This window comes from Streptomyces sp. NPDC008079, assembly GCF_042957385.1.
Classification (GTDB): domain Bacteria; phylum Actinomycetota; class Actinomycetes; order Streptomycetales; family Streptomycetaceae; genus Actinacidiphila.
Genome location: NZ_JBIBIC010000013.1, coordinates 25073 through 41168 on the forward strand (window position 1 = coordinate 25073; position 16096 = coordinate 41168).

At 72.7% G+C, this 16096-nt stretch carries 12 protein-coding genes; 6 read left to right on the top strand and 6 right to left on the bottom strand.

Annotated features, from left to right (window positions below; all coding sequences use genetic code 11):
• Positions 1-110: 110 nt before the first annotated feature.
• Entirely contained in the window at positions 111-2951 is a 2841-nt protein-coding gene (locus tag ACFZAM_RS24825; RefSeq protein ID WP_391049403.1) for a hypothetical protein, read from the bottom strand.
• 384 nt (positions 2952-3335) lie between these two features.
• Between ACFZAM_RS24825 and ACFZAM_RS24830 the strand changes: the two genes are divergently transcribed.
• Positions 3336-3791, top strand: coding sequence for an ATP-binding protein (locus ACFZAM_RS24830; RefSeq protein WP_355338844.1), 456 nt, complete (start codon positions 3336-3338; stop codon positions 3789-3791).
• A gap of 80 nt (positions 3792-3871) precedes the next feature.
• Here ACFZAM_RS24830 and ACFZAM_RS24835 read toward each other — a convergent pair whose 3' ends face one another.
• The 3 genes from ACFZAM_RS24835 to ACFZAM_RS24845 all read right to left on the bottom strand — a co-directional run bounded on the left by ACFZAM_RS24835 (position 3872) and on the right by ACFZAM_RS24845 (position 7176).
• On the bottom strand, positions 3872-4939 hold the full coding sequence (locus tag ACFZAM_RS24835; protein ID WP_355338847.1) for a DUF2637 domain-containing protein: 1068 nt from the start codon (positions 4937-4939) through the stop codon (positions 3872-3874).
• A gap of 175 nt (positions 4940-5114) precedes the next feature.
• The gene (locus tag ACFZAM_RS24840; protein WP_391049405.1) at positions 5115-5990 is read right to left on the bottom strand and encodes a (2Fe-2S)-binding protein; all 876 of its coding nucleotides are present in this window, start codon (positions 5988-5990) and stop codon (positions 5115-5117) included.
• A gap of 202 nt (positions 5991-6192) precedes the next feature.
• On the bottom strand, positions 6193-7176 hold the full coding sequence (locus ACFZAM_RS24845) for an acetylxylan esterase (RefSeq protein WP_391049407.1): 984 nt from the start codon (positions 7174-7176) through the stop codon (positions 6193-6195).
• Positions 7177-7594: 418 nt separating this feature from the next.
• Between ACFZAM_RS24845 and ACFZAM_RS24850 the strand changes: the two genes are divergently transcribed.
• Both ACFZAM_RS24850 and ACFZAM_RS24855 read left to right on the top strand, forming a co-directional pair.
• Positions 7595-8323 carry a GntR family transcriptional regulator gene (locus ACFZAM_RS24850; protein WP_355338857.1) on the top strand — a complete coding sequence of 243 codons (729 nt, stop codon included), beginning with the start codon at positions 7595-7597 and terminating at the stop codon, positions 8321-8323.
• Positions 8324-8411: 88 nt separating this feature from the next.
• Positions 8412-9254 carry an NmrA family transcriptional regulator gene (locus ACFZAM_RS24855; protein WP_355338860.1) on the top strand — a complete coding sequence of 281 codons (843 nt, stop codon included), beginning with the start codon at positions 8412-8414 and terminating at the stop codon, positions 9252-9254.
• A gap of 102 nt (positions 9255-9356) precedes the next feature.
• Here the strand turns inward: ACFZAM_RS24855 and ACFZAM_RS24860 are convergent, their stop codons facing one another.
• Together ACFZAM_RS24860 and ACFZAM_RS24865 are read right to left on the bottom strand one after the other, a co-directional pair.
• Positions 9357-10109 (bottom strand): hypothetical protein, encoded by a 753-nt coding sequence (locus ACFZAM_RS24860; protein WP_391049409.1) that lies wholly within the window; start codon positions 10107-10109, stop codon positions 9357-9359.
• A gap of 222 nt (positions 10110-10331) precedes the next feature.
• Positions 10332-11993, bottom strand: coding sequence for a PucR family transcriptional regulator ligand-binding domain-containing protein (locus ACFZAM_RS24865; protein ID WP_391049580.1), 1662 nt, complete (start codon positions 11991-11993; stop codon positions 10332-10334).
• A gap of 273 nt (positions 11994-12266) precedes the next feature.
• On the opposite strand from ACFZAM_RS24865, the gene ACFZAM_RS24870 reads away from it, so the two are divergent.
• The 3 genes from ACFZAM_RS24870 to ACFZAM_RS24880 are packed head-to-tail and all read left to right on the top strand — an operon-like array spanning position 12267 to position 16056.
• The gene (locus ACFZAM_RS24870; RefSeq protein WP_355338869.1) at positions 12267-13172 is read left to right on the top strand and encodes a xanthine dehydrogenase family protein subunit M; all 906 of its coding nucleotides are present in this window, start codon (positions 12267-12269) and stop codon (positions 13170-13172) included.
• Positions 13163-13639: a (2Fe-2S)-binding protein gene (locus tag ACFZAM_RS24875; RefSeq protein WP_355338872.1), complete on the top strand. Its 477-nt coding sequence runs from the start codon at positions 13163-13165 to the stop codon at positions 13637-13639. Before ACFZAM_RS24870 ends, ACFZAM_RS24875 begins: the two co-directional genes overlap by 10 nt.
• A gap of 2 nt (positions 13640-13641) precedes the next feature.
• Positions 13642-16056, top strand: a complete 2415-nt coding sequence (locus ACFZAM_RS24880) for a molybdopterin cofactor-binding domain-containing protein (protein WP_355338875.1) — start codon at positions 13642-13644, stop codon at positions 16054-16056.
• The last annotated feature ends 40 nt before the right edge of the window (positions 16057-16096 follow it).

Here is a 16096-nt window from a genome sequence, read left to right on the forward strand (position 1 = left end):
GCACCTTCCACCGGCTCGACCCCCCGTCCCGGTCCAGCGGTGCCCGGACAATCAGCCGTCGCTGTACGGGTACCGCGGGACGGAACAGGGGGCCGACGGAGGAAAAGCCGTCAACTCTGGATCAGATCGAACTCCTCCCACTGCCCGATGGCCGCCCGATTCGCGATCAGCGCCGCCGCGCCCCCGTTCTCGGCCGTCACGTACTGGTTGTTGACCCGCGCCCGCAGGCTGACGCTCCCGTCGCCGTTGCGCACGAGCTGGAACTGCTCCCAGGTGCCGACCGCGTCGACCTTGGCGAGCAGCGGGGCGGCGCCCGCGTTGTCGGCCGTCACGTACTTGTTGTTGGCGTGCGCGCGCAGCGCGATCCAACCGCCGCCCTGGTCGATCTCGTCGAACTGCTCCCAGGGCCCGATGGCCGTACGGTTGGCGATCAGCGGCGCCGCGCCCGCGTTGTCCGCCGTCACGTACTGGCCGTTGGCGTGCGCGCGCAGTGAGACCACCGTGCCGCCGCCGGGCGCGGTGCCGCCGCCGTCCAGACCGATCTGCACATTGCCCAGGTGCTTGGCGGCGGTGGCGGGGGAGCCGGAGACCTGCGCGTAGGGCAGCGCCGTGGTCGGCGCGGCCACCGGTTCGACGAGGTACGACTGCCCCGAGGCGACCGGCACATTGAAGGTGCCCGCGGTGGTCGGCGCGACCACGACGGCGTTGCTCGAACCGTTCACCACCTGCACCGACTGACCCGGCCAGGGGTTGCGCACGCGCATGGTCTGCGACGACCCGGCCTGGATGGCGACCGTGACCGGGGTGCCGTTCTGGACCTGCACGTCCACCTTGGTGTTGCCCTGCACCGAGACCGTGCCCGCCGCGTCCCAGCCGGCCGGCCAGGCCGGGGCGATCCGCAGCAGCCCGTCGTAGTCCTGCACCAGCGCCTCGTTCAGCGCGGTCGCGACACCGGACGCCTGCTCGATGTACGCCTCCGTGCCGACGGTGTTGCCGAGGTCGGCCAGCCCGTTGATGTACACCTGGTGGCTCTGGGTGATCGACGTCAGCCTCGCCGCGACCTCACTGGCCAGCCCGAGCCTGGCCGCGTCGATCGCGTCCATGCTCCAGTCGTTGCCCCCGGTCACCGCCCGGTGGTTGTACGAGCGCACCGCCAGGTCCCGCAGAGACCCCGGGTCGTCGGTGACCAGGTTGTACGGCCACACCGGCTCCAGGTCGATGTTCTCGCTGTTCCTGATCTGCGCGGTCGGCTGGTACGAGTACGCGATGATGTCGTTGTTCGACGCGTCCGCCGACGGCGGCAGCACCTGCGTACGGCCGTAGTCGGTACGCGCCCACGCCGGTATCTGGCCCTGCGCGGTGGTCAGTTGCGAGATCAGCGCGGTGTCCCCGGTGTTGAGGAGCTGCGCCGCCTTGATCACCACGGGGAAGAGCGCGGCGTCCGCGGCCAGGTCGGTCGTCGGGTCCTGCACCGCCCACTGCGTCTCGTGCGCGTTGGCGACCGCGTGCAGCTTCCCGTCCGAGCCGACCTTCTGGTAGTTGAGCAGGAAGGTCGCCGACGACTTCAGCAACGGGTAGTACGTGCGCAGGAAGTTGATGTCGCCGGTGGCCAGGTACTGCTGCCAGATGAACAGGCTGATCTCGGCGCCCGAGGTGATGTTCAGGGCGTTCCAGTTGGGGCTGCCCGGCTGGCTGCACGCCGCGTTGGCGCCGTTGCCCGGGTCGCCGCCGTTGCCGTTGAACCGCATGACCTCGGGGACGCAGGCGCCCGGTGTGCCGCCCATCTGCTGCTTGGTCCACGCCTCGATGGCGGCCAGGTTGTTCTGGTAGAGGTTGAAGATCGGGATGTTCAGCGCGAAGTTGCCGCTGCTGGTGTTCGCGGAGATCTGGGTGCGCAGATTCCACAGCCAGGTCGCCGACGGCGTCCAGTTCTGGTGGTCCTGGCCGAAGTTGAACATGTCGGCGACGCCCGCCTGGCTGCCCGGCACGGTGCCGCGCATCGAGGCGGCCTCCATGTACAGGTACAAGGTGCGCAGCGTCTCCATGTACTGCGCGGTGCCGTCGGCCGAATTCGCCTCAAGGACACCGGAGTTGGCCCAGAAACCGGACCACCAGGACTGCTGGGAGGACAGCAGCGAGGACTCGGCGACGGTCGCGTCGGAGCCGAGCAGATTCGCGGCGGTGGTCGCCGCGTTGCCGCCGGTCCAGGTCGGGGCGCCGAGGATCACCCGGTAGGAGCCGTCGGCGTTGGGGGTGAACGCGACCTTCACCTGGGTGGAGTTGACCACCGAGGCGGTGACATTGCGACCGCCCGCGGAGAGCGCGGCCAGCGAGCCGAAGGTACGGCCCGAGGAGCCCGCCTCCTGGTTGTCCACCCAGGTCTCGGCCAGCGTGCCGACGGTGCCCGAGACGGCGGCCTGCGGACCGCGGCCCGACCACAGGCTCAGCGTCGCGGTCTGCTGGGCGCCCGGATCGGCGCCGGTGACGTCCACGATCAGTTCGTCCTTGGTCGCCGACACCCAGGACTTGAGGGTCATGCCGCCGCCGGACTCGGTGAGCACACCGGTGTAGACGTCCAGCGAGCCCTTGAAGTCGCTCGCGTTCGTCAGCGCGGACAGGCCCGGAATCTGCACCTGGCCCGGGGACTTGCGGCCCGGCAGGGTGTCGGCGCGGTTGAGCTGTGCGGTGAAGCCGCCCGCGGCCCAGGCGGCGGCGCCCAGCGAGCCGTTGCCCAGTGGCAGCGACTGCGCGGCGGCGGTGTTCGGCGAGCCGAGCACGATGTTCGAACGGCGGATCACATTGGGGGTGTCGACATGGAAGCCGCCGTTCTGCCAGGCCGTGGTCGCGGTCGCCGCCGCGGCCGGCGGGGCGGCGGCGGGGACGAGCAGGCCCGCGGTGAGCAGGCCCGCCGCCAGAAGTGCGGTGGTGACGAGCGCGGGTGGTCGGATCATTCGCCGACGTCCGAGTTTTCCTTGCGGTGAGTACACGGGCCCCTCCCGAGGCAACGGGACGACAACACAGGCGCAACACCCAAGAGACACATGGGATGAGTGCGCCACAGAGTGGAGGCCGTGACCGCGTAGTGTCAAGGATTTTCACAACGCCGACTCGGCTATACATCGGACCTCTTCAGGGAGTGGAGGTCAGAGTGCCTGCCCGGGTCGAGAATCCGCGACGGCGGCGGCGCGATCCGCAGACCTCCGATGTGACGTCGGCTGCGCGCATCCGGGACACATCAGGGGATCACGCGCGCAGGACTGGAACCTGTGGGGCTGGGAATGCCTATCGGCAAGAAAGTTCGACCGGGGAATCGCGGCGGCGACCGGAGCGGGGCCATGGAAGAGCCCGAAGCAGGGGAACTGGGGGATCAGACGGACATCACGGGGCAGATACTGCGGCATACGGTGCGGCACGCCGACCTCCCGGCCGTGGCCGAGGTGCGTCGCCTGCTGCGCGAGCATCTGCGGGACTGGGGAGTGCCCGTGCTCTGCGACACGGCGGAGCTGCTCGCCACCGAGCTGGTCACCAACGCACTCCAGCACACCACCGACGGGGCGGTGCTCACCGCCACACTCGTCCCCGGGCGGACGGCCGGGGAGCGGCTGCGCGTCGAGGTCTACGACGACCTCGCCCGGCACCCGAGGCTCCCGGCCCAGGCGACCGCCCCCGAGGACCACGGCACTTCCGGCCGCGGGCTCCTCCTCGTGCAGTCCCTGGCCGACGCCTGGGGCGCGCACTCACGCGGCAAGGGCAAGGTCGTCTGGTTCGAAGTCGACGCCCGCCGCGCGTGACAGCGCCCACGGGGCGGGGACCCGGGTATCTCTCCCGTGCCCCACCACCCGTGGGCGGCAGTCGACAACCGGCTTTCGGCTCAGCCGAATTGGCGTTCCATTTCCTCCAGCTTGCGTTCCAGGGAGTCCAGTCGGGGGAGGGTCATCGTGTCGTCCTCCGCCGTCAGGTCGATGGTGAAGGGGGCCGCGGCGTCCTCGCGTACCGGCTGGAGCGCCGGACGGGCGCGGACGGGGAGTTCGGCCGCGTGGGCCTCTATGGCAGGCTCCGATGCGGCCTGGCCGCTGCCGCCCGCAGCACTGGCCGCCGGAGGCAGTTCGACCTGACGGCCGCCCCGGCCGCCACCACGCGGCCAGTTCCTGTGCTGCCGGTTGAGCGCCTTGACGCGCGCCCGCTCCAGCCGGTCGTGGTCGCGGCGGCGCATCACGTTCTGCTCGCGCTCCCGCTTGTCCTCCCGGACCTCCTCGACCGCCTCGTCCAGCGTGCGTACGCCTTCGAGGAGCATCAGGGACCAGGCCGCGTACGTCTCACGCGGTGCCCGCATCCACCGCACCATGCGGATCTGCGGCAGCGGACGCGGTACGAGCCCCTGCTCGCGCAGCGCCGCCCGGCGGGTCTGCTTCAGCGCGCGGTCGAAGAGGACCGCGGCCGAGAGCGACATCCCGGCGAAGAACTGCGGAGCACCGGCGTGGTCGATACCGCGCGGCGCGTGCACCCAGTTGAACCAGGCGGCGGCGCCGGCGAACAGCCACACCAGCATGCGCGAGCCGAGAGCCGCGTCACCGTGGCTGGCCTCACGGACGGCCAGCACGGAGCAGAACATCGCCGCGCCGTCCAGGCCGAACGGGACCAGGTACTCCCAGCCACCGGTCAGGTTGAGGTTCTCCCGGCCGAAGCCGACCAGGCCGTGGAAGGAGAGGGCCGCGGCGACGGCGGCGCAGCAGAAGAGCAGCACGTACGAGGCGCTGCCGTATATCGCCTCCTTGCGGCGACGGCGCTCCTCACTGCGCTCCCACGAATCCACCTGGGCGCCGTCGGCGCTGCTCGAACTCGCCTTGCGGTTGCGGAAGACGAGCACGCAGGCCACGAGGACGACCAGGCCGATGGCCCCCGAGAGCGCCCAGTCCAGCGATATGTCCGTAAGTCTCATGTGCGATTCCTAGTGTCGCTTCCGTCGCGCTCGGGCCGCGGGACGGCTTACGAGCGACATCTTTGCGAAGAGCGCGGATGACTGGAGAGGTTATGGCCCAAGAGCACGCCTTCGGATGGATTGCTCGAACTTCCGTGCCACAACAACTCAGTTGAGCGAGATCGTAGCGTGATCGTCAGGCCGCCGAGACCAGCCGCCTGATCCGGTCCGCGTCGCAGGTCCGCGGGCAGGTGGTGCAGGCATCGGCCGGACTGATCGTATAGAACCGGCAGCAGGTGAGCCGGTCCCGGGTCCGGCTCACGGGCGGTGACGGTGCGTCAGTACCGGTCGGGACCGTCAGTTCGCGGAATGCGGCGCCTCCCGCATACGGCGTAGTGCCACCGGGCAGCAGCGCGGCCAGCTCCGCCGCGGCCCGCTCCTCCTCGCCCAGCAACTGCCCCACGCGCCAGAGCCCTTCGGTGATCTCGTCGGTCGCCATGCCCCACAGCGCACGCGGTCCGCGCCGCAGCCGCGGCCCGAATCCCTCCAGCAGCGGCGCGAGATGCTCGGCCAGCGCGGCCCGCAGTTCGTCGCGCAGTGCCGCCTCGTCGGGCACGACGCGGGCGTGGGGGAGCGCCGCGGCCGGGTCGTCCGGCAGGCAGGCGAAGGAGCGCGGCCGTACGGTCATCCGGCCCGCGGCGCGGTGGAAGGACACGTCGGTGACCGCCAGCCGCGGCACCCGGCGGCTGAGGAACCACGGCACGGTGAAGAGCAGGCACGCGGGCCACGCGTAGCGGTGCAGCGCCAGCGCCGCCGCCACGTCGGGTCGCGGGCGGCGGCCGTGGTCGGCCGTGACCTGGGCGGCGACGGTGTCCGTGAGGGCGTCCGCCGCCGCGCCGCCGTCCGCCAGTTCGCGCGCCCCGACCCAGCCGGGGCCGTGCGGCAGCGGTTGGGTCACGTCGGTCGCCTCGGTCACGACGAGGCCGGGGAAGACCTGGGTGAGCCGGTCGTACGCCATGGTCAGTGGCGAGCCGGTCGGTGCGGCGGGCGGCAGGATTCTGGACACGGGCATGCGGCTCACCATCGGGTGTTTCGAGCGACACGAGATCGTTACGAGGTAAGGCTTACCTTACTCATGGAGAAGGGTTCTTGAGCAATCCGGGGTGTTTGCCACTACGGCATTCGGGGGAAAGGCGTGCCCGCACGCCCCCTCCGGCCCATCCCCTCTGGCCCGCCCCGGCCGCCGCCCGTGCCGGGCGTGTCGCATCGGTCCGCTACCGCTGCGCCTCCAGATCGCGGAGCCAGCGGAGCTGGGTGGCGCGGTGTTCGGCGGAGCCGCCCTCGTGGCCGTTCCAGGGGTAGACGCTGATGTCCTTCGTGCTGCCCGACCAGTGGTTGTACGAGGCGAAGACCGTCGACGGCGGGCAGACCTGGTCCATGAGCGCCACCGAGTACAGCGCGGGAGCCGTCGCGCGGGCGGCGAAGTTGAGGCCGTCGAAGTACGAGAGGGTCGTGAACACGTCGTCGTCCCTGCCGCGTTGGGTCGCCAGGAACAGCACGATCTCCTGGTACGGGTCCCGGTCGGTGAGGGTCAGCGCGCGCCGGAAGTGCGACAGGAAGGGCACGTCGATCAGCGCCGCGGCGACCCCCGGGTGCAGTCCGGCGGCGGCGGTCGCGATGCCGCCGCCCTGGCTGCCGCCGGCCACGTACACCCGCCCGGCGTCGACGGCGGGATGGGCCGCCGCCACGTCCACCGCGCGGACGGCGTCGGTGAAGACCCGGCGGTAGTAGTACGCCTCGGGGTCCAGGATGCCGCGGGTCATGAAGCCGGGGGCCTGCGGGTTGCCGCCGCCGTGCGGGTCCGGCGTCGAGCCCGCGCTGTTGCGGCCCACCGCGCCCTGGCCGCGGGTGTCCACCACCAGCACGGCCCGGCCGGTGGCGGCCCACACCAGATGGTCGTGCGGCAGGCCGCGCCCGCCGCCGTACCCGATGTACTGGACCACGCACGGCACGGGGCCCTCCGCGCCGCGCGGCACGACCAGCCAGGCGGATATCGGGTGGCCGCCCCAGCCGGAGAAGGTCGTGTCAAAGACGTCGACGGCCGTCAACGCGGCGTCGACGGGCAGGAATTCGGCGTCGGGAGCCGACCGCGCCGCCTCGTCGAGCGTGCGCTTCCAGAAGGCGTCGAAGTCGTCGGGCTCGTGGCGCTCCGGCCGGTACGAGCGCAGTTCTTCGAGGGGCAGATCGAACAGGGCCATGCGGACTCCATGGGCGAGAGCGAACCGAGAGTAAACAAGGTCGCACAAGAATAAACGAGACCGCACGTCCGATCGGCTCCGCCAGCCCGGTCCGTCCTCTCGGACTGGTCCAATGCCGGTGGGGGATAAGGCCGTTGGACCAGTCCACTCGTGGTTCCGGAAGCTGACGTCGGACCTGTCCGACGTCACTGCGTCGCACGGAATCCGGTGCGGGGAATTTCCCTCGGCGGGCGGTGACCGGCGCGCGTACGGCGCTCCGCGCGATACCCCGTGGGGGTAATGCGCGGGCGGCAGGGGACACCACCGGCGCGGGTTACGCTTACCGCACTGCGCCACCCGAGTGGCGTCACCAGGCACTGGTCACCGGTCACGGCCAGGACGGCCGGTCACGCTCACGGAGTACGGAGAGGGACGCCGCGTGGAACGAGCCGCACCCGGGGGCGCCGAGCAGGTACGCGGCGACCACCCGCATGCCGGGCAGCCGGAGCTGCCCGCGCCGCGGCGCATGCCCGAGCGGCTGTCCGTACGCGACCAGGTGCTCGGAGCGCTGCGGCACGCGCTGGTCAGCGGTGAGCTGCCGCCCGGCACCGTGCACTCCGCGCCCGCCCTCGCCGGCCGCTACGGCGTCTCCGCCACGCCCATCCGCGAGGCCATGCAACTGCTGGCCCGCGAGGGCGCCGTCGAGGTGCTGCCCAACCGCGGCTTCCGGATCACCGAGCGCAGCGCCCGCGACCTGGCGGAGCTGGCCGAGATCCGCGCCCTGCTCGAGGTGCCCGTCGTCCTCGGCCTCGCCCGCAGCGTCACCGCCGACCAGTGGGAGGCGCTGCGCCCGCTGGCCGAGGCGACCGTGACCGCCGCCGCCCTCGGCGACCGGGCCGCCTACGCCGAGTCCGACCGCGCCTTCCACCGCGCGATGCTGGGCCTGTCGGGCAACCTCCAGCTCGTCTCCGTCGCCGACGAGCTGCACCGCCGCGCCCAGTGGCCGCTGGCCGTCCCGCGCCCGCCGCACGCCGCCCGCCCGGCCCCGGCGGAGCTGCTCGCCGACGCCACCGAGCACGCCGTACTGCTCGACGCCCTCGTCGCGGGGGACACCGACACCGTCGAGGCGCTGGTCAGGGAGCACTTCTCGGGCGCCGCCCGCGGCTGAGCCGGTCGAGACGGCCGAAGACGCCCGCGTATGCCGGTGAGCGGGTCGGCCATGGTCCGGGGGAGGGCCGCTGACGTTGGCTTGACCCATGACGACGACAGACGCACGACACGAGACGGTGCTGGTCCTCGGCGGCAACGGGAAGACCGGCCGCCGCGTCGCCGCCGGGCTGCGCGAGCACGGGCTGCGGGTACGGATCGGCTCGCGGGCGGGCGAGCCGCCGTTCCTCTGGGAGGACCGGGGGACCTGGCCGAAGGTGCTCGACGGCGTCCGCGCCGCCTACATCGCCTACTCCCCGGACCTGGCCGCGCCCGAGGGCGCCGACGACGTGGGCGCCTTCGCCGCGCTCGCCGTGGAGCTGGGCGTACGGCGGCTGGTCCTGCTCTCCGGCCGCGGCGAGCCGGGCGCGCTCCGCGGCGAGCGGGCCGTCCAGGACAGCGGCGCCGACTGGACGATCGTACGGTCGAGCTGGTTCGCCCAGAACTTCAGCGAGGACTATCTGCTGGAGCCGGTGCTCGCCGGGGAGATCGCGCTGCCCGCGGGTGAGGTCGGCGAGCCCTTCGTCGACGCCGAGGACGTCGCGGACGTCGCCGTGGCCGCGCTGACCGCGCCGGGGCACGAGGGGAAGGTGTACGAGGTCACCGGGCCCCGCCTGCTCACCTTCGGCGAGGCCACCGCCGAGATCGCCCGCGCCACGGGGCGCGACATCCGGTACACGCACCTGCCGGCCGCCGAGTACGCCGCCCTGCTCGGCTCCCACGGGCTTCCCGCCGAGCTGGTCTCGCTCCTCACCGACCTGTTCACCGAAGTCCTCGACGGCCGCAACGCCCACACCGCGGACGGCGTCCGGCAAGCCCTGGGGCGTCCGCCGCGCGACTTCACCGAATACGCCCTGCGGGCCGCTTCCGAAGGCGCCTGGACCCGGGGCTGACCCCGCGCCGCCCCGGGGAACGCAACCGCGCGGACCGCCGCCACCGGCCGGTGTCCGGAGACGACCGAACCGCCCCGCCGGGGCCGGTGGCGGGGGCCTGCCCTAGGCCGCCGTGAAGGCCGGGGCGAGCCAGGTGGGGACGCCGTCCAGGAGGGCGTAGAGGCGGGCGGCCTCAAGGCGGAGCCGGGCGGCCTCGGGCTCGTCCTCGACATCGGCCAGGGCGAGCAGCGCCGGGGCGGTGCCGACGAGGTGCCCGAGGGAGACGCGGATGCGGAGGGACTCCGCGAAGCCGTGCCGGGCCTCGGCGATCTCGCCGTCGGCGGCGGCGAGCCCGGCGAGGTGGCGCCAGGTGAAGGAGGTCAGGAACACGTCGCCGTGGGCGACGGCGCCGGCGTGGGCGCGGCGGTAGGCGGCGCGGGCGGCAGCCGGATTGGCGGCGATGTTCTCGGCGACCAGGCCGCGCCGGAAGTCCAGCAGCGGCCTGCCGGGAGAGGCGGGGGACAGCAGCGCGGCGGCGCGGCCGAACGCGGAGCTGGCCTCGTCGGCGCGGTCGCGTACGGAGAACAGCGTCGCGCCGTACGCGAGGTACCCCCGTTCGGAGGCGGCGGCGCCGCGCTCCTCGTCGGTGCCCGCCAGCGCCTCGGCGGCGCGCAGCGCGTCCTCCGCCTCGGACCAGCCGTCGAGGTGGTAGAAACACCCCTCGACCAGCAGTTCCGCCCTCCGTAGCGCGGCTCCGGCGTGGTCGGCGCAGAACGGCGCGAGCAGTGTCGCCGCCTCCGCCCAGCAGCCGCGAGCCCGCAGCCGCCATACGTCCGGTTCCCCGACCACCGATTCCGACAGGGCGGTTTCCGCCACAGTCTCTCCCCCAAGCGCGTCGTCGAGCGAGTGCGAGTTCCTGCTTACGTGCAGTGGCCGAAGTCCAACATGGCGCGGGGGTCCACGCCAAGGGGTTGGAGATCACCTTTTGTGAACGGGATCACTAATGCCTGTTCGGCAGGTCGGACGGTCCAACAGGTGAACGTGTGAAGGAGATTCGACGGCCACTTCGGCGGGCGCGCCGCCCGTACCGCCGTGCCGTCAGCTCATCCGCAGCGCGAGGAAGAAGTCCAACTTGTCCTCGAGGCGCGACAGATCACGCCCCGTCAGCTGTTCGATCCGCCCGATCCGGTACCGCAGCGTGTTCACGTGCAGGTGCAGCCGGGTGGCGCAGCGCGTCCAGGAGCCGTCGCACTCCAGGAACGCCCCAAGGGTCGGGATGAGGTCGGCGCGGTGCCTGCGGTCGTACGCGCGCAGCGGGTCGAGCAGCCGGGCGGTGAAGGCGCGGCGCACGTCGTCGGGGACGAAGGGCAGCAGCAGGACGTGGGAGGCCAGCTCCTCGTGCCCGGCCACGCAGACCCGGCCGGGGCGGGCCGCGGCCACCCGGCGCGCGTGCCTGGCCTCCTCCAGGGCGCCGCGCAGCCCCTCGGCGGACTGCACGGCGGCGCTGACGCCGATGGTCAGCCGTCCGTCGTCGGCGAGCCCGCGGCCGAGCGGGCCGCGCAGCACGTCGAGCAGCCGGTCGGCGTGCAGGGTCGCGGGGGAGTCCTCGCCGCCCTCCTGGGCGCCGGGGACCGGCGGCGGCAGCGGTACCAGCGCCATCGCCTTGTCGTCCAGGTGCGCCACCGCGATCCGGTCCGTCGCCTCGGCCCCGGCCGCCGCCGGGTCGACCAGCACTTCCTCCAGCAGGTCCCGCGCCACCGGTCCCGGCGCCAGGTCGCCGCCCGCCCAGTCGACCCGGGCGACCACGATCTGCCACTGCGGCGCGCCGCCCGCGCCCGGCACCAGGACGGGCGCCGCGGCCCGCAGCCGGGCGCCGATCTCGGCGGGCGGCGCCCCGCCGCGCACCAGCTCGAAGACCTCCGCGGCCAGCCGCCGCCGTACCGTACGGGCCGCGTCCCGCCGCTCCCGCTCCACCGCGATGAGCTGCGTGACGCCGTGCAGCAGGTCCAGGCGCTCCGCGGGCCACTCTCCGGCGTCCGCCTCGACGGCGAGGAACCAGTCGGACAGTACGGTCGCCCGTACGTCCTCAGCCCCCGCGCGGACCGGGAAGAGCGAGTAGATCCGGCCGCCCTGGACCGCGACGCGGTGCGGCGCGGGCCGGGCGGTGCGGGCGGCGGCCTGCTGGGCGCCGGCCAGCTCGGCGCGGACCGAGGCGGCCAGCGACTGGCCGGAGCCGCCGATCTCCCGGCCGACCGCGGACAGCACCCAGGCGCGCAGGTCCAGGTCGCTGCCGAGCAGGTCGAGCACGGCGTCGGGGCCGCCGCCCGCGGGCCCCGACGACATCAGCCGCCGGTGCCGGTCCACGACCGCCGCGAGATCACCCGCCCGGCCGCCGGAGACCTGCCGGACCACGTACTCGGTGACGGTCGCGAAGGCCACCGTCTCGTCCACCGCGAACAGCGGCAGCCGGTGCCGGGCGCAGGCGGCCACCAGATCCTGCGGGATCGTGCTCAGCCCCGCCTCGCCCGCCGCGAGCGCCGCCACCCCGGCGCCGGCCAGCAGCCGGACGAAGGGCTCGCAGTCGCCGGGGCCGCGCCGCCAGGCCAGACCGGTGAGGACCAGTTCGCCGCCGGTCAGATAGCGGCTGGGGTCGCGCAGGTCCGTGGTCATCACCCCGCGGACCGTACGGTCCAGCTCGTCCTCGCCGCCGAGCAGCCGCAGGCCGAGGGCCTCGGTGTCCAGCAGTGCGCGCAGCCGCATAGTCGTCGCCTTGTCCTCTGCCGGGTCGTGGTCGCGGTCCCGGCCGTCGTCGCGGGAGCCCGGGGTCGCAGTGTCGAACACCGGTGTTGCGGGTGGGCTGCCGCGAGGTTTCGGAGCGGACCCTTTCGGAGGAATCTACAAGACCCACCCCTTGGCCAGCCAACCGCTTCATGTTTTCGGTGACTGCACCCGGACGGCCCCACAGCCGTGTACTGGGGCCACCCCGCGTGTACAGGACATGAACAGCCCACTCGGATTCGAGAAGAGAACCCCATGGAATTCCTGCGCCCCGCCAGCTGGGAGGAAGCGCTCGCCGCCAAGGCCGAGCATCCCTCCGCTGTGCCCATCGCGGGTGGCACGGACGTGATGGTCGAGATCAACTTCGACCACCGCAGGCCCGAGTTTCTGCTGGACCTGAACCGCATCGGTGAGCTCCAGGAGTGGGAGGCGGCCGAGGACACCGTCCGGCTCGGCGCCTCCGTCCCGTACACCCGGATCATGGAGAACCTCAGAGCCGAGCTGCCCGGCCTCGCGCTGGCCAGCCACACCGTCGCCTCCCCGCAGATCCGCAACCGCGGCGGTGTCGGCGGCAACCTCGGCACCGCCTCCCCGGCGGGTGACGCCCACCCGGCGCTGCTCGCGGGCGGCGGCGAGGTCGAGGCGCAGTCCGTACGCGGCACCCGGCTGATCCCCATCGACGACTTCTACCGGGGGGTGAAGCGCAACGCGCTGGAGCCCGACGAGCTGATCCGCGCCGTGCGGCTGAAGAAGGCGACCGGGCCGCAGCAGTTCTCCAAGGTCGGCACCCGCAACGCGATGGTCATCGCGGTCTGCGCCTTCGGCCTGGCCCTGCACCCCGAGATCCGCGAGGTCCGCACCGGCATCGGCTCGGCCGCGCCCACCCCGATCCGGGCGCGGACGGCCGAGGAGTTCCTGGCCGCCGCGCTGGACGAGGCCGGGCTGTGGGAGAGCCGCGGGGTGATCCCGCCCGCCGTCGCCCGGCAGTTCGCGGAGCTGGTCTCCGGGGCCGCCAACCCGATCGACGACGTCCGCGGCACCGCGTCCTACCGGCGGCACGCGCTGGCCGTCATGGCCCGCCGCACGCTCGGCTGGTCCTGGGAGCAGTACCGCGGCAACGAGCCCCACGAGCTGGACGACAGGAGCAAGCCATGCGCGTGACCTTCACCGTCAACGGCAGTCCGCAGGAAGCCGACGACGTATGGGAGGGCGAGAGCCTGCTGTACGTGCTGCGCGAGCGGATGGGCCTGCCCGGTTCCAAGAACGCCTGCGAGCAGGGCGAATGCGGCTCCTGCACGGTCCGCCTGGACGGCGTGCCGGTGTGTTCGTGTCTGGTCGCCGCGGGCCAGGCGCAGGACCGCGAGGTCGTCACCGTCGAGGGCCTGGCCGGTGAGGGCGGTGAGCTCTCCACCGTCCAGCAGGCGTTCGTGGACGCGGGCGCCGTCCAGTGCGGCTTCTGCACCCCCGGACTGCTGGTCGCCGCCGACGAGTTGCTCGAACGCGTCCCCGAGCCGTCCGACGGCGACATCCGCGAGGCGCTGTCCGGCAACCTGTGCCGCTGCACCGGCTACGAGAAGATCCTCGACGCCGTACGGCTGGCCGCCGCCCGTACCGAAGGAGCGGTGTGAGCATGCCCAACACACCCGCGCCCGGCGCCGGTTCGTCCGTCACCCGGACACCCACCAGCCTCACTCAGGGCGCCGCCTCCAAAGGCGGCATCGGCGAGTCCACGCTGCGCCCCGACGGCATCCTGAAGGTCACCGGCGAATTCGCGTACTCCTCCGACCTGTGGCACGAGGACATGCTGTGGGGCTACACGCTGCGCAGCACCGTCGCGCACGCCGAGATCCGCTCCATCGACACCTCGCAGGCGCTGGCCACCTCGGGCGTCTACGCGGTGCTCACCTACGACGACCTGCCCACCGAGGTGAAGAACTACGGCCTGGAGATCCAGGACACCCCGGTCCTCGCCCACGGCAAGGTCCGCCACCACGGCGAGCCGGTCGCGCTGGTCGCCGCCGACCACCCGGAGACCGCGCGCCGCGCCGCCGCGAAGATCCGCGTGGAGTACGTCGACCTGCCGGTGATCACCGACGAGGCGTCCGCCACCGCGCCCGGTGCCGTCCTGGTCCACGAGGGCCGCGAGGACCACCACATCGGCCATGTCCCGCACCCCAACATCGTCCACCGCCAGCCCATCGTGCGCGGCGACGCGGACGCGGGGGCGGCCCGCGCCGACGTGGTCGTCAGCGGCGAGTACGTCTTCGGCATGCAGGACCAGGCGTTCCTCGGCCCCGAGTCCGGCCTGGCCGTGCCCGGCGAGGACGGCGGCGTCGACCTCTACGTGGCCACCCAGTGGCTCCACTCCGACCTGCGGCAGATCGCGCCGGTCCTCGGGCTGCCGGAGAAGAAGGTCCGGATGACGCTCTCCGGCGTCGGCGGCGCCTTCGGCGGCCGTGAGGACCTGTCGATGCAGATCCACGCCTGCCTGCTGGCGCTGCGCACCGGCAAGCCCGTCAAGATCGTCTACAACCGCTTCGAGTCCTTCTTCGGCCACGTCCACCGCCACCCCGCCAAGCTCTGGTACGAGCACGGCGCGACCCGCGACGGCAAGCTCACCCACATCAAGTGCCGGATCGTGCTGGACGGCGGCGCCTACGCCTCCGCCTCCCCGGCCGTCGTCGGCAACGCCGCCTCCCTGTCGGTCGGCCCGTACGTCGTCGAGGACGTCGACATCGAGGCGCTGGCCCTCTACACCAACAACCCGCCCTGCGGCGCGATGCGCGGCTTCGGCGCGGTCCAGGCGTGCTTCGCCTACGAGGCGCAGATGGACAAGGTCGCGGCCGAACTCGGCCTGGACCCGGTCGAGTTCCGTCAGCTCAACGCCATGGAGCAGGGCACGCTCATGCCGACGGGCCAGCCCGTCGACTCGCCCGCGCCGGTCGCCGAACTGCTGCGCCGGGTCAAGGCCCGCCCGCTGCCGCCCGAGCGCCAGTGGGAGGTGGCCGGGGGAGCCGCCGACGTACGCGCGCTGCCCGGCGGCCTGTCCAACACCACGCACGGCGAAGGCGTCGTACGCGGTGTCGGCTACGCGGTCGGCATCAAGAACGTCGGCTTCTCCGAGGGCTTCGACGACTACTCCACCGCCCGGGTGCGGATGGAGGTCATCAACGGCGAGCCGGTCGCGACCGTGCACACCGCGATGGCCGAGGTCGGCCAGGGCGGCGTCACCGTGCACGCCCAGATCGCCCGCACCGAACTCGGCGTCACCCAGGTCACCATCCAGCCCGCCGACACCCGGGTCGGCTCGGCCGGTTCCACCTCCGCCTCCCGGCAGACGTACATGACCGGCGGCGCGGTGAAGAACACCTGCGAAGCCGTACGCGAGAAGGTGCTGGAGACCGGCCGCCGCAAATTCGGCACCTACCACCCGGCGTGGGCCACCGCCGAACTCCTGCTGGAGGGCGGCAAGGTCGTCACCGACGGCGGCGAGGCGCTGGCCGACATCGCGGACGTCCTGGAGGACGAAGCCGTCGACCTGGAACTGGAGTTCAGGCACCGCCCGACCGTCGCGTTCGACCTGCGCACCGGACAGGGCAACGGACACGTCCAGTACAGCTTCGCCGCGCACCGCGCGGTGGTCGAGGTCGACACCGAACTGGGCCTGGTCAAGGTGGTCGAACTCGCCTGCGCCCAGGACGTCGGCAAGGCGCTCAACCCGCTGTCGGTCGTCGGCCAGATCCAGGGCGGCACCACGCAGGGCCTGGGCGTGGCGGTGATGGAGGAGATCATCGTCGACCCCAGGACCGCCAAGGTCCGCAACCCGTCCTTCACGGACTACCTGATCCCCACGATCCTCGACACGCCGACCATCCCGGTCGACGTGCTCGAACTCGCCGACGAGCACGCGCCCTACGGCCTGCGCGGCGTCGGCGAGGCGCCCACGTTGTCGTCCACTCCCGCGGTCCTCGCGGCGATCAGGAACGCGACGGGGCTGGAGTTGAACCGGACCCCGATCCGGCCGGAGCACCTGACCGGAACCTAGGCGGCCGGGGGGCTCCCGCCCCCCGGTCCCCCTTTCTTGT